The sequence below is a fragment of the Halobellus litoreus genome (assembly GCF_024464595.1).
In the GTDB taxonomy this organism is placed as follows: domain Archaea; phylum Halobacteriota; class Halobacteria; order Halobacteriales; family Haloferacaceae; genus Haloquadratum; species Haloquadratum litoreum.
Window position 1 is genome coordinate 1 of sequence record NZ_JANHAW010000001.1, and the last position, 14069, is coordinate 14069.

Annotated in this window: 11 protein-coding genes; 10 read left to right on the forward strand and 1 reads right to left on the reverse strand. The window is 63.0% G+C overall.

All coding sequences use genetic code 11. The features are described 5' to 3' along the window. Positions 1-694 precede the first annotated feature (694 nt). The 10 genes from NO360_RS00005 to NO360_RS00050 all read left to right on the forward strand — a co-directional run bounded on the left by NO360_RS00005 (position 695) and on the right by NO360_RS00050 (position 11912). Positions 695-1255: a TATA-box-binding protein gene (locus tag NO360_RS00005; RefSeq protein ID WP_089769931.1), complete on the forward strand. Its 561-nt coding sequence runs from the start codon at positions 695-697 to the stop codon at positions 1253-1255. Between the two features lie 66 nt (positions 1256-1321). Next, positions 1322-2098 (forward strand): helix-turn-helix transcriptional regulator, encoded by a 777-nt coding sequence (locus NO360_RS00010; RefSeq protein WP_256305335.1) that lies wholly within the window; start codon positions 1322-1324, stop codon positions 2096-2098. A gap of 135 nt (positions 2099-2233) precedes the next feature. Continuing rightward, positions 2234-3382 (forward strand): Cdc6/Cdc18 family protein, encoded by a 1149-nt coding sequence (locus NO360_RS00015; protein WP_256305336.1) that lies wholly within the window; start codon positions 2234-2236, stop codon positions 3380-3382. After that, positions 3382-4947: an FGGY family carbohydrate kinase gene (locus NO360_RS00020; protein WP_256305337.1), complete on the forward strand. Its 1566-nt coding sequence runs from the start codon at positions 3382-3384 to the stop codon at positions 4945-4947. Before NO360_RS00015 ends, NO360_RS00020 begins: the two co-directional genes overlap by 1 nt. Positions 4948-5346: 399 nt before the next feature. Next, on the forward strand, positions 5347-6495 hold the full coding sequence (locus NO360_RS00025; RefSeq protein ID WP_390282269.1) for an extracellular solute-binding protein: 1149 nt from the start codon (positions 5347-5349) through the stop codon (positions 6493-6495). 3 nt (positions 6496-6498) lie between these two features. Continuing rightward, a complete protein-coding gene (locus NO360_RS00030) occupies positions 6499-7422 on the forward strand; it encodes an ABC transporter permease (RefSeq protein WP_256305339.1) in 924 nt (307 codons plus the stop codon). After that, a complete protein-coding gene (locus NO360_RS00035) occupies positions 7422-8255 on the forward strand; it encodes an ABC transporter permease (RefSeq protein ID WP_256305340.1) in 834 nt (277 codons plus the stop codon). Before NO360_RS00030 ends, NO360_RS00035 begins: the two co-directional genes overlap by 1 nt. 3 nt (positions 8256-8258) lie before the next feature. After that, the gene (locus NO360_RS00040; RefSeq protein WP_256305341.1) at positions 8259-9290 is read left to right on the forward strand and encodes an ABC transporter ATP-binding protein; all 1032 of its coding nucleotides are present in this window, start codon (positions 8259-8261) and stop codon (positions 9288-9290) included. A gap of 281 nt (positions 9291-9571) precedes the next feature. Continuing rightward, positions 9572-10915 carry a hypothetical protein gene (locus tag NO360_RS00045; RefSeq protein ID WP_256305342.1) on the forward strand — a complete coding sequence of 448 codons (1344 nt, stop codon included), beginning with the start codon at positions 9572-9574 and terminating at the stop codon, positions 10913-10915. A gap of 187 nt (positions 10916-11102) precedes the next feature. Then, a complete protein-coding gene (locus tag NO360_RS00050) occupies positions 11103-11912 on the forward strand; it encodes an HAD-IIA family hydrolase (protein ID WP_256305343.1) in 810 nt (269 codons plus the stop codon). A gap of 115 nt (positions 11913-12027) precedes the next feature. Here NO360_RS00050 and NO360_RS00055 read toward each other — a convergent pair whose 3' ends face one another. Then, the gene (locus NO360_RS00055; protein WP_256305344.1) at positions 12028-13230 is read right to left on the reverse strand and encodes a Cdc6/Cdc18 family protein; all 1203 of its coding nucleotides are present in this window, start codon (positions 13228-13230) and stop codon (positions 12028-12030) included. Between the last annotated feature and the right edge of the window lie 839 nt (positions 13231-14069).

A 14069-nucleotide genomic window follows, 5' to 3' on the forward strand; every position in this document is an offset into this window, starting at 1 on the left:
GGAGAGAATCACCAATCATTGCGTGGTCCGTTCAGTGGTTCAGTGGACACCAGACAGGTGTCACCGAACCACCAAGGCTAACATCAGATCCCATCTGTACGGCGGACCGCAGGGGTGGAATCCTCATATCGTGTCCGACTCAGTCGAATCGGCGTACGGGTATAAACCCGTTGAATCCGATCCGACCGTGCGGCGTCGATCGCCGCGGGAGCCGGAGAGCGAGCGCGGACGGGGTTCAACCGCCCGCAGTCGCGGAGTGTTCTTCGCATTACTGTCTGATGCGTGGGTTGTACTTAACCTCGTTGATCTCGAACGAATTTCGAAAAATTGTGGAAGATATGTGTGATCGTCTAACAACGCCAGCGAGAAGCGGATCTGTCTGAACGTTCGACCAATTGGATATTTGATCGGCGTCGAAGCCACACCTGAAGGCGGAATGATGTTCGAGCACTCGCGGGCGCGCGAAAGAAGCAACTGAACTGATCCGCTCTGAATTGGTCCCCGTCCCGCTTGTGACGGGGCGTCGACGACTCGAACCGGCCCGTGAAGGGATTCGCTCCGCAGACACCGAGAGTCTACAGGGAGCTGCCGTCGCAACTGAGTGCGCATCCGGTAGCCAGCGCGTTCGCGGTCCGGGTCGCCCTATTTATAACGGGGGCCTTTATAAGGGAGGGCAGAGATAATCCGACAGAGTATGAGTGCGCCGGCAGATTCAATCGAGATTCAGAACGTTGTCGCATCGACCGGTATCGGCCAGGAACTCGATCTAGAGGCCCTCGCCGAAGACCTGCCCGGAGCGGATTTCAATCCGGACAACTTCCCCGGCCTCGTCTATCGAACCCAGGAACCGAAGGCGGCGGCGCTCATCTTCCGTTCAGGGAAGATCGTCTGTACGGGCGCAAAGAGCATCGACGACGTCCACGAGGCCCTCGGCATCATCTTCGAGAAGCTTCGCGGACTGAGCATTCCCGTCGACGAGGACCCGGAGATCACGGTTCAGAACATCGTTTCGAGCGCTGATCTGGGACACAACCTGAACCTGAACGCGCTCGCGATCGGGCTCGGGCTGGAAGACGTCGAGTACGAACCCGAGCAGTTCCCGGGCCTCGTCTACCGGATGGACGAGCCGGAAGTAGTCATCCTGCTTTTCGGCTCCGGAAAGATCGTCATCACTGGCGGCAAACGCACCGACGACGCGAAGACCGCAGTCGAGGAGATCGTCAAGCGGATCGACGACCTCGGCCTGCTAGGCTAGCGGCGGGGAGCGGTCTCGACGGCGAGTCGATAGCGTGATAGCGGCCGAGCAGAACGGTGTAAAGCAATGAACGCACGCGACGATATCGCGTTTCTGGCCGGATCGGAAATCCGAGTCGACATCCTTCGAGCGTTGCGTTCGGAGACCGCGCGTCCGAGCGAGCTGGCGGCGGAGTGTTCGTGTGCCCGCGAGACCGCCCAACGTGCCGTCAGTGCGTTCGTGGACCGGGGATGGGCCGAAAAAGTCTCGACAGAAGAAGGATACCGTCTCACGCGCGCGGGAGAGTTGGTGGCGGGCGGCTACGACGAGTTCGAGCAGTGCGTCGTCGCCTCGAATCAGTTCCGCGACCTTCTGGCGAATCTCGGCACGATTTCGGAGCGGATCGACTGTGACATACTTTCGGAGGTAACGTACGCGCAGGCGACTGCCGAGAACCCGCACGCGCCGATCGACCGCTTTCTCGGAGTCGTCGGCGACGACCCGGTCGAGCGGTTTCACGGGATTACGCCGATCGTGAGTCGCGTGTTCAACCGGGCGGCCGGCCGAGTCATTCGTCCGGAGACAGACGTGCAACTGATCGTCGACAGGGACGTCCTCACGACGTCCGCCACCGAGTATCCGGAAGCCCTCGAACGCGCCGACGAACTGGACGGATTCACGATGTACATCTCCGAGGAACCACTGGAGTCGGGGCTGATGGTCGTCGACGACCACGCCTACCTGGGTGCCTACGACGACGACGGAAATCTGGTCGCGAGCGCCGACGGGGCAGAACCGGCATTCGTTTCGTGGGCAGAGGAGACGTTCGAGGAGATCCGCGAGCGGACCGCAGAGTGGTCCTGAGGTCGGGGTGTCCGAGCGGACCTGCCGCGCGCGTTAGGGGCGAGATCGATTCCTGAAAAGCTCGTGTGAGCCGGTGTCACAGCAAAAAGAGTTTTACGGCCAGTGGTCCGTGTACTGTATAATTCACCGTTACCTATGGACCTCACAGAGCGGATCGAACGGCGGCGAACGCGGCGGAGCAAGAACGAACTCGTCGTCGACCGCGACGCGCTGAATCCCGCAGTGCACCTCTCGGAACCGGTCGGACGGGAGACGCTCTTCGAGGCGTTGTTGAACGCGGTCGATCCGCTGTTCGACCGGGCCGTCCCGCCCAATACCTACGTCTGGGGGCCGCGAGGGTCGGGGAAGTCGGCCATCGTGACGGCACTCGTTTCAGCGCTCGACACGGAAGTTACCGGCAAGGAACCGTTTTACACGGCGACACGCGGCGGGAGCGACCGTCCGGACGTGCTCTTCGTCTACCTGGACGCGCGACGAGCGACGAGTCGGTTCCGGCTCTATCGGGAACTACTCGACAGCCTCCTCGTCGAGAGCGTCCCCGAGCGCGGCATCAGCACCGACGCCCTCCGGGAACGGATCGGCGACGTCACCGAGACGAGCGAGACAGTCCTCGTCGCCGTCGACCACCTCGGCGAGACCGGAACGCCGGATCTCGCGGATCTGTACGCCACTTTCGAACCGTTCGAGGACCTCGCCTGGATCGGCGTGGGCCGAACGTCGCCCGAAGAGCTGTCGCTCCCGATCCCGGAGCAGCAGATCCGCGTCCCGGCCTACACCTACGAACTCGTCGACGTCCTCACCGTCCGGGGTTCTCGCGGCCTCTCGCAGACGCTCGACCACGTGCACGCCCAGCGGCTCGCAGAGTGGGCCGACGGCGACGCGCACAACGCCCTGGCGGCCCTCTTCGTGGCCGCAGCCAACGCGGAGGCCGACGGTGCGACCCGGCTGCGCGACGAGGACATCGACGTCGGGACCGCAGCCGTGCCGCTCGACGGCGTTCCGATCGGGACGGTGCTCGCGCTCTCCGACAACGAACAGCTCGTGTTGGAGCAGTTGGTCGAACGGTCGCTCCACGGCGAGGTCAGGATCGAAACCGCCGCCGAACGGATTGCGGCGCAAACGGATCTGACCGGGGGGACGGTCAAACGACTCCTGTACGAACTCGCACAGCGTGGCGTCCTGGAGCGGCACGAAGTGACTGTCGGCACGCGGATGACCGGGCGTCGACCGAGCGGGGTCGCGCTGAACTTCTCGGAACGGCTGTTCACGGCGCTCAGAGACTGATGACCGGGATGGCTCACCTCGGCGCGCTGGACCAGGGAACCAGTGGCACTCGATTCGTGATCTTCGATGGCGACGGGACGCCGATTGCGGAGGCGTTCACGGGTCATCAGCCGCAAACGAGCGGCGCCGACAGGATCGAGTACGACCCGCTGAAGCTGTGGGGGTGTGCGACGGACGCGATCCGACGCGGCCTCGCCCAGGCCGATCTCGACGCGGCGGAGTTGCGCGCGCTCGGCATCTCGAGCCAACGGCAGACGGTCCTCCTGTGGGACGCCGAGTCCGGACGACCGTGTACCAGCGCACTGAGCTGGCGAGACCGCCGGACCGTGGCGCAAATCGAGGCACTCGACGAAGCGGAACGGCGGCTTATCCGAGACCGCACCGGGTTGGAACCCGACGCGTACTTCGCCGCGCCGAGCGCCAAGTGGTTGCTCGACGAGGGCGGGAAGTCCGACCGAAGATCCGGGCGAGTCGGGGGAGCAGCCGGGCGCGACAGCGATCGCCCCGAGACCGACTTGCGAGCGCGGGCCGAGCGTGGCGAAGTCCTGCTCGGGACCGTCGACTCGTGGCTGTGTTACAACCTCACCGGGAGACACGTCACGGACGTCACCAACGCCGCCCAGACGATGCTGTTCGACATCCACGAGCGCGAGTGGGACGACGAACTCCTGGCCCTGTTCGACGTTCCCCGGGCGGCCCTGCCGGTCGTTCGGCCCTCCAGCGATCCGGAGGGGTTCGGCGCGACCGATCCCGACGGCGTTCTCAACGCCGAAGTCCCGGTAACGGGCGTTATGGGCGACCAGCAAGCCGCGCTGCTCGGCCGTGTCGGCTGCGCGGAGGGCGACGCAAAGGTAACCTACGGGACGGGGAACTTCTTCCTGCAGAACACCGGTACCGAACCGGTCGACGCCGGCGGGGAGTTGCTGACGACCATCTGGTTTCAACGCGCCGGAGAAGAGCCGTACTACGGACTCGAGGGACCGGTGTTCGCGACGGGCGCAGTCCTAGAGTGGCTCCGGACGGTCGGACTGCTCGAAGACGCCGCCGGACTCGACCAGCCGGAGTGCACGGAGGGCGACGGGAGTGTCTACTTCGTGCCGGCGTTCGGCGGCCTCGGTGCGCCGGACTGGGCGACCGACGCGCAGGGTGGCGTGTTCGGCCTGCATAGAGACACCGACCGGGAGGACCTGTTGCGCGCGGCGGTCGAGGCGATCGGATTCGGAACGCGGGCGGTGGTCGAAGCCGCCGAGAACGCCACGGGCGTCACTCACGAGCGACTCCTCGTCGACGGCGGCGCGATCCAGGACGACGAGTTCGCGCAGTGCCAGGCGGACCTGATCGACCGCACGCTGGTCAGATCGGACGTCACGCAGACGACGGCGCTCGGCGCCGGGTTCGCCGCCGGACTGGCGGTTGGCGTCTGGGACTCGCTCGATGATCTCGAACGCTGTCGGCCCACCGGCCGGACGTTCACTCCCTCCGGTGACGCCGATGCCGTCGCCGATGCGTATCGGCGCTGGCGCGACGTCGTCGAGACGGTCGCCCGAATGGGACGGATCGAATGAGTGGCGACCTGTCGCGATAGTTAGCGTCGGCTGAGAAGCTTCGGGGGGGCAGAAACTTTTATTTACGGTCCCGGATGTATGCATAATCTACATATCGCGGGCATATCCGCCGAATGTCGCGGATTTATCGGGGAACACCGGTATTCGACTAGAGACGTGTCGACGGGTAGAATATAGACAAACATAGTCATAGTTGCCGATATACTCCTAACAGGCCACAGTGAGGTCAGACCACACCGAATGCGGATATATACCGACACCAGTCACCAATAAATTTATCACAATTTCTCACAAACCGGTTTACTGACGCTCGCTATGGTGCCAATGAACGATCCAACAACGCGTCGAAAGGTCCTCGCATCGAGTGGTGCAATCATCGGCGGAAGCCTAGCAGGCTGTATGGGCGGCGGTAGCGGCGACGGAAGTGGAGACGGAGGCGGCGACGGAGGCGGTGGTGACTCGGGCGACGGAAGCGGCGGCGACGGAAGTGGAGACGGAGGCGGCGGTAGCTGTTCCGGCGAGACCTACGAGGTCGGCTACGGCGACTCCCAGACGACGGTCTGTTCGGACAACTTCCCGACCGACGAGAAGCTCTACGTGTACGCCGTGCAGTCCGGCTGGATGAACTGGCCGTCGGTGATGGAGGCGTTCAACGAACAGTACGGCGTCCAGCTCAACGACGACGACCGGTCCTCGGGAGAAGCACTGCAGGACGCACGGTCGCACGCACAGAACCCGACGCACTCCGCGTTCAACGGCGGGTACACCTTCGCGATCCAGGCGATGAACGACGGGTTGACGCAGGCGTACAAGCCGGCGAATTGGGACAAGGTGCCGGACAACGCGAAGACCGATAACGGACACTGTACCGGCACCCGGAAGGTGACGACGGCGCTTACCTACCGGAAGGACATCTTCGAGGAGCGCGGCCTCGACGAGCCGGAGACCTGGGAGGATCTCAAGCATCCGGACATTATGCAGGACCTCGCGCTCCAGACGCCGCAGGCCGCAGTCGGTCTGGCGGCGGCCCTGTCGATCAACAACGCCTACGGGGGAAGCCTCGACGACGTCCAGCCGGTGATCGACTACTACAACACCATCCAGGAGGGCGGTGCGGAGTTCACCGACAACTTCCTGGCGCAGTTCACGAGCGGGGAGTACTCCTCGTTCATCCGGTACGACTACTCCGGGCTGGACCTGAAGTACAACGTCGAAGATCTCAGCGAGGAACAGGTCGGCGTCGCCCTCCTGGAGGGGCCCGACGGCAACGCGGGCGCGTTCAACGCGCTGTACGGCTACGCGATGCTCGCGAACGCGCCGAACCCGGAAGCGGTGAAGAAATTTATGGACTACGTCCTCTCGCTGGAAGGCCAACAGCACTTCCTCGACGCCTACGCGCGTCCGATCCGCGCCCCCGAGATGGATATGCCCGACGAGTTCCCGGCGCAGAGCCGCTACGACGAGACGCAGTTCACCGTCGACCAGGCGGCGCTCGTCGAGAATCAGGAGTCCATCATCCAGGACATCACGCGCGGAGCCAGCATCTGAACGATGGCGGCCGATCAAGTATCGACAGGAACGCGGGCGGTCGAATCCGTTCGGATCACCGTCGGATCGTTGGTGTCGCCCGCGTCCGAGCGACAGCGGGAGATCAGGCGAATCGTCGCTCTTTGTCTCCCGTTCTCGGTGCTCCTGCTGTTCTCCGGCGTGTTCCCGCTGACGGAGATGTTCCGGATCAGTTTCTCCGAGAGTCGACTGGTGACCGAAGGGTTCACAGTCGAGTACTACCGGACGATGGTCACGGACCCGTACTACCGGAACATCGCGTTCAACACGCTCTGGTTCGCCGCGGCGACGACAGTCACGTCGATCGCCGTCGCCGTCCCAGTAGCGCACGCCCTCGAAAAGTACGCCCTGCCCGCGAAGTCGGTGATCCTCACGGTCCTCTCGTTCCCGAACAGCCTCCCGGGAATCGTGGCGGCGTTTATGATCATCATCCTGTTCGGTAACACCGGCATCCTCAGCAACGTGTTCGCGTTCCTCTCCGGGCAGTCGAGGATCAACGTCGCGATCGCGACGAGCGTCGGAGGGCTGTTCTTCGCGTACATCTACTCGATGATTCCGCGAGCGCTACTGCTGCTGCGCGGGACGTACGCCGAAGTCAACACCGATGCAGAAGAAGCGGCGCGAGTGCTGGGCGCGACGCCGCTCCAGACGTTCCGCTACGTCACGCTGCCGCAGATCAAGCCGGGGCTGATCGGGGCGTCAATCCTCGTGTTCAGGACCGGACTGGCCATCTTCGGCACGGTTCTGATCCTGAAGGGCCTCCTCGTCTGGACCCTCCAGATCGATCGGGAACTGGCCCAAGGGTTCAACATCGCGCAGGCGTCGGCGATGGCGACCGTCTGGTTCGTCTTCGTCTTCGGATTCACCGTTCTGATGCTCCGCTACACGTCCGCGGAGGTGAGCATCTGATGAGCGAACGGTTCAGCCGAGGGAGCCTCTCGGCCCGGTTCGGCCGCCAGTTCGTCACACTCGTGTTGGTACTGACGCTGTTGTTCCTCGCGTTCCCCGTCGTGATGACGTTCGTCAGTTCCTTCGCGTCCGACTGGTTCGGGGTCTTCCCGACCGGGTTCGTCACCCTCGCGAACTGGGAAGACGTCATCGTCGGAACCGGCGTCGGGGCCGACGTCGCCGTCGGATCCTCGCTGGCGTACAGTACTGGCCTCGCGCTGGGCGGCGTGATAATCAACCTCATCGTCGGCGTGCCGATCGCGTACGCAGTCGCGCGCTACGAGTTCTGGGGGCGCGACTGGGTCAACGTCTTCGCGATCCTGCCGCTGGCACCGGGGATCATCCTGGGGGTCGCGTTCCTCCGGACGTACCCCGACCTCTCGACGTCGGGTATCGCCCTGATCATCGGCTATTCGCTGCTGAAAGCGCCGTATATGGTGATGGCCGTCCAATCGAGCTTCCAGTCGATGGATCTCCAGCAGATCGAGGAGAGCGCGCGCTCGTTGGGCGCGTCGTGGCCGCGGACGTTCCTCACGGTGATCGTTCCGAACGCCCGCACGGGAATCATCGCGGGGTCGATCATCTCCTGGACGCTCGCCGCCGCGGAGTTCAACTTCTCGTACATCGTGTACTCGCGGGGGACGCCACCGCTGGCGATCTTCCTGTTCAACAACATCACCAACGCGTCGTTCCTGAACGCCGCAGCCGCGGTGTCGGTGTTCTTCCTACTGATCGCGCTGGTCACGATCACGCTGCAGATCATCGGTAACCGCGGAGCGGTACGGAGGATCTAACCTATGTCCGAAGTTTCACTCGAACACGTCACGAAACGATTCGACTCGACAGTCGCCGTCAACGACGTCTCCATCGACATCGACGACGGTGAAGTGATGGGTATCGTCGGCCCGTCGGGATGCGGGAAGACGACCGCGCTGCGGCTCGTCGCCGGGTTCGAGACGCCCACCGAGGGGACGATCCGGTACGACAGCGATGACGTCACTCACGTGCCACCGGAGAACCGGAACGTCGGTCTGGTGTTCCAGTCCTACGCTCTGTTCAACAATATGAGCGTGCTGAAGAACGTCACGTTCGGGCCGAAGATGCACGGCGTCGGCAAGGACGAACGTCGGGAGCGCGCCCACGAGTTGCTCGAACTACTCGACATCGAGGAACTGGCCGATCGGAACCCGAAGACGCTCTCGGGCGGCCAACAACAGCGCGTCGGTCTGGCTCGGGCGCTCGCGATCGAGCCACACATCCTGCTGCTCGACGAGCCGATGACCGGACTGGACGCCAAGTTGAAGCAGACGCTCCGCCAGGAACTCGGGCAGCTACTCGACGATCTCGGTGTGACGACGCTGTACGTCACACACGATCAAGAGCAGGCGATGTCGATGTGTGACCGAATCGCGGTGATGAACGAGGGTCACCTCGAACAGATCGGAACGCCGGCCGAGATCTACGAGGAACCGGCCAACGAGTTCGTCGCCGGGTTCATCGGGACGGCGAACCTGCTCGACGGAACGGTACGCGACGGGACGCTCTCGCTCGGATTCGAGGACGTCAGGACACCCGACAGAGTCACGACGGACGGGGACGTGACCGTGCTCGTTCGGCCGGACGACATCCCTGTCGGATCGGGACCGGTCGAGGTCGAGGTGACGAACCTCTTCTACCAGGGCGAACACATCCAGGCGACTGGAGAACTCCCCGATGGTCGGGAGTTGACGCTCCGGTTGAACCGGTCCGAGACGGCAATCGGCGTCGGCGACACGGTGTCGATCGACTTCGAACCGGAGTCGCTCCACATCATCGAATCGACTCGATGACGAGCGCCGGACCGGTTCGATGACGAGCGCCGGACCGGTTCGATGACGAGCGCTGGACTGGTTCGGTGACGAGTGCCGGATCACCACGTGACGGTCGCTGGGACCCGGTAGTCGCCCTCGAACTGACTCGACAAATATCATCGGATCCACGGGGCCCACTTCGGTGTCGTCGGAGCCAACCGACGTAGTCCAGTTATTTTCGAGACCGGAATCCGCCTGTATTTACGATCACTTCCCGTATTGGAAGTAATTTTTAAGTCGGTCACACTGGATGTAGACGTATGCCCGAGCGAAGCCTCGAAGACGCGCTCGAATCAGCCGGTAGCCCTCTCGAACTCCTCCGCCGAAATCGCGGACGACACCCCTATCCAGTGCCGTCGGAGCACACGAACTGGATCGAGGAGGTGAAAAGCTGGCGGGAGACCTGCAGCCTGTCGGACCTCTCACATCACCAGAAAGACCTCTACGTCAGGGGTCCGGACGCGCTCGACGTGTTCGCCGACCTCGGCGTCAACGACTTCGAGGGCTTCGAGCCCGGACAGGCGAAGCAGTTCGTCGCCTGTAACACCGAGGGGTACCTCATCGGCGACGCCATCCTGTTTTACCTCGACGACGAGGAGCTGAAGCTCACGGGGACACCGATCGCGCCCAACTGGGTCGAGTACAACCTCGAAACGGGCGAGTACGATGCGACCTCGGAGGCGGACGAGCGCTATCACGACAAGGACGAACCGCACAAGACGTTCAGGTACCAGCTCCAGGGACCGAAGGCGCTCGACGTGATGCGGGACGCCGTCGAGGGGGAGATCCCCGACATCCCGTTCTTCAACTTCGACGAGGTGACCATCGCCGACGTCGACGTGCACGCCCTGAAGCATTCGATGGCCTCGAACGTCGGCTTCGAGATCTGGGGTCCCTGGGAGGCCGGGGACGCCGTCCGCGACGCCCTCGTCGAGGCCGGTGAGGAATACGGTCTGCGACAACTGGGCGAGAAGAGTTACAAGGCGCAGGGACAGGAGAAGGGATGGATCGCCCGCCCGGTCCCGGCCATCTACGGCGACGAGATGGCGGAGTACCGAGACTGGCTCGACGACGATAGCTACGAGGCGATCAGCACCCTGGGTGGAAGCTTCGACGCCGACGACATCTCGGCGTATTACCTCAACCCGATCGAACTGGGCTACGAGCGCTTCGTCGACTTCGATCACGACTTCGTCGGTCGAGAGGCGGTGCGGGAGATGACCGAGGAACCGCAGCGGGAGAAGGTGACGCTCGTCTGGGACCACGAGGACGTCCTCGAACTGTTCGCGTCGCTGCTGGGGGAGGGAGAGACGTACAAGTACTTCGACCTCTCGATGCCCTACTGGGCGGTCTTCCACTACGACGAGGTGCTGAAAGACGGCGACTCGGTCGGCCTGGCGAAGTACTTCGGGTACACCTACAACGAGCGGGAAGTGCTTTCGCTTGCGCTCGTCGACGAGGAGTACGCAGAACCGGGCACGGAGGTAACACTCGTGTGGGGCGAACCCGACGGCGAATCGGCGAATCCGAAAGTCGAGTCGCACACGCAGACGGAAATCACCGCGACCGTCGCGCCGAACCCGTACGTCGACGCGGAGCGGTAGCGGGGCGGGAAGGCTCGTCACGGTGATCTGACAACAAGATTTATTGTGGAATGTGCTGGAATTGTTTATTGATGGACCGGATAGCGCACGTAATCTTGATCGGGGACCTCTTACGCTCGGAATATCAGTCAGTTCTCGGCGACGGGAGAGCGAAGTCACCACCGGATGGAAGACTGCGGAGGAACCGATGAGTAGGGCCTCTCCACGGTCTTTAGAGTCGTCATACGAAGCGGCGATCCTCGACTTAGACGGGACCGTCTACCTCGGAGACCGCCTCATCGCCGGTGTCGACGAAAGCATCGCCACCCTGCGCGAAGTCGTCGGACGGGTGCTGTTTCTCACGAACAAGGCGATCGCCCGTCGACAGGACTACAGCGAGAAACTCCAGCGTCTGGGCGTCGAGGCGACCGTCGACGACGTCGTCAACTCGGGATGGGTGACGGCCCAGTACGTTCGCGAGACGTACCCCGACAGCGAGGCCTTCGTCGTGGGCGAAACGCCACTGCTCGACGAATTCCGCGACGCGGACGTCGAGACGACGACAGAGCATCCGGGAGATCTCGTCGTGGCGTCGATGGATCGGGAGTTCGACTACGAAACCCTGGACATCGCGCTTCGGACGCTCGACGGTGGCGCGCCGTTTCTGGCGACGAATCCCGACCGGACCTGCCCGACGCAGGAGGGGGCGATTCCGGACGCCGCCGGGATGATCGGCGCGATAGAGGGCGTGACCGGAGAGACTGTGGACGAAATCCTCGGAAAGCCCTCGCCGCGGATGATCGAGACGGCGCTCGATCGGGTCGGCGTCGATCCCGAGCGCTGTCTGATGGTCGGCGACCGCATCGAGACGGACATCCGGATGGGTGAACGCGCCGGAATGACGACCGTGCTGGTCCTCTCCGGCGTCACTGATCGTGAGACCATCGACGCCGTCGATGTCGATCCCGACTTCGTGTTGGAGTCGCTGGCCGACGTCAACGACGTGCTTGGGACCTGACTCTCTCTGGGGCTATTATCCTCGGGGCTGATACCTCGGACACCGAGGTCCTGGTCACGTTCCGCGGCGCTTCTTCCCGTCTCGACCGACTGCCTCAATCGACTCGTCAACTACCTCAGTCGACCTCCTCAGTCAACACGTCCTTGACGACCTGCGGGTCTTCGAGCAACTGGTGTTTGGTGTAACTCCCCTCCGCGCTGCCGCCGCTGTGTTTCGACTGTTCGATGATGTCCAGGAACGCGTGTTCTTTGAGGAGGTCGCGAACGCGCCGAAGCGAGAGCGTGTCGGACCCCTGGCCGTCGCAGATGTTCTCGTACACGTCGTAGACGCGACTCGTGCGGAATCCCTCCTGGTGGTCGCTCGACAGCGAGAGGATCGCGAGCGCCTGCAACACGTACCGGGAGTGCGGCGTCGATCCGCGGATGAGTTCGCGGAACCGGTCGGTCTCCGCGCGCTCGCGAGCCTGTGTGACGAACTCCTCGCGGACGGTCTGTGCACCCGTCGACTGGGCGATTTCGCCCGCGTACCGGAGGATGTCGATCGCCTTTCGGGCGTCGCCGTGCTCCCTGGCGGCGAGCGCGGCCGCTCGCGGGATCGTCGAGGCGTCGAGGACATCGTCGCGAAACGCGTCCGAGCGTGCCTCCATGATCTCACGGAGTTGATTCGCGTCGTACGGCGGAAAGACGAACTCCCGCTCGCAGAGGCTGGATTTGACCCGCTCGTCCATCCGATCCTTGTACTGGATCTTGTTGCTGATCCCGATAACGCCGAGTTTGCACTGCTCGATCTTGCCCGCTTCGCCGGCCCGGGACAGCTGCATCAGGATGTCGTCGTCGGAGAGTTTGTCGATCTCGTCGAGGAGAATGAGGACGACGTCGTACTGCGCGTCGAGGATCCGCCAGAGTCGCTTGTAGTACGTCGAGGTGCTGAGCCCCTTGTCGGGGACTTTGATCCCGGTTACGTCCGATTCGTTGACGCCGTCGGCGATCGTCTGGACGGCCTGCGTCTCGGTGGTGTCCTGCGCGCAGTCGACGTACGCGAACGTCGCCTTCACGTCCTCTTCGCCCGCCGTGTCGACCAGCCGCTGTGAGACGTACTTCGCACAGAGTGATTTTCCGGTCCCGGTTTTCCCGTAGATGAGGACGTTACTCGGACTCTGACCGAATATCGCGGGGTTGACCGCGGCCGCGAGGTCAGATATTTCGTCGTCCCGGCCGACGATGCGTCCTTCTCCGGGGAGGTGATTGATCTCGAGCAGTTCTTTGTTAGAAAAGATGGGATCCTCTCGGGTGAAGAGGTCGTCGCTGGTGTCCGGCATACTACAGGACACCGGGTTTCCGGTGAAATACGTTGTTATTCCCCGCCGCTCGCGGTTGGACGGGACCCGCTCGCACACCGTCGCTACCCGATGAAACCGGGGCGTTCGTTCCGCGAAGACGGGATACGCGTTCTGGATCGGCGAAGTATGTGATTCCCTGCAGACGGCAGGTACGTTGCTGGATTGAGCAGTCCGTTCCGGGTCGACACACACACCACGTTTCCGGTGAAACAAGGAAAAGGGGGAGGAAGTGGATCTGAAGTGGAGGTCAATTTCACCGGAAACGTGGTGTGGGGGTCCCGAGAGACTGGCTCGCGGAACTCCGAAACATCGGGGATGCGAGGTCGAAAACGGGGATATCGCTGCGGTGATTCGCGTGCATAGACGGTGTACTTCAGGAATCCACGCGGTCGGAGCCGACGGTATCTTCGTTTCTGGTACCCCGACGAGCTAACTTCACTAGCGTGCGACGGAGTCACTGGTCGGTAACGAAAACGAGGTATATAATTGTTGCCTTCTGAAGGTCAGAATTCGAAGCCGAGGGGGGTACGTCTGCGCCGGCATCCCAACGATTGATGTCACGAAGGAAGGGGCAGTGTTCCCTGGCTAAAGAAGCCTCAGTACTCCCTACGAAACGCCTTTTCAGCCGATTGCGCTGCACGGGGTGCTGCTCGGAGACCGAAGAGTGATCGATCAGCAGCGCAGAAACGTGCCCGCTGGCGGATGACTGACGGACGGTTCAGGCGGATTTCACCGGAAACCCGGTGTGCCTCTCCCGCGTCGTCGACGCCGATACGCCGCTTCATCGCTTTCACCGGAAACGTGGTGTGTCTCTCAGA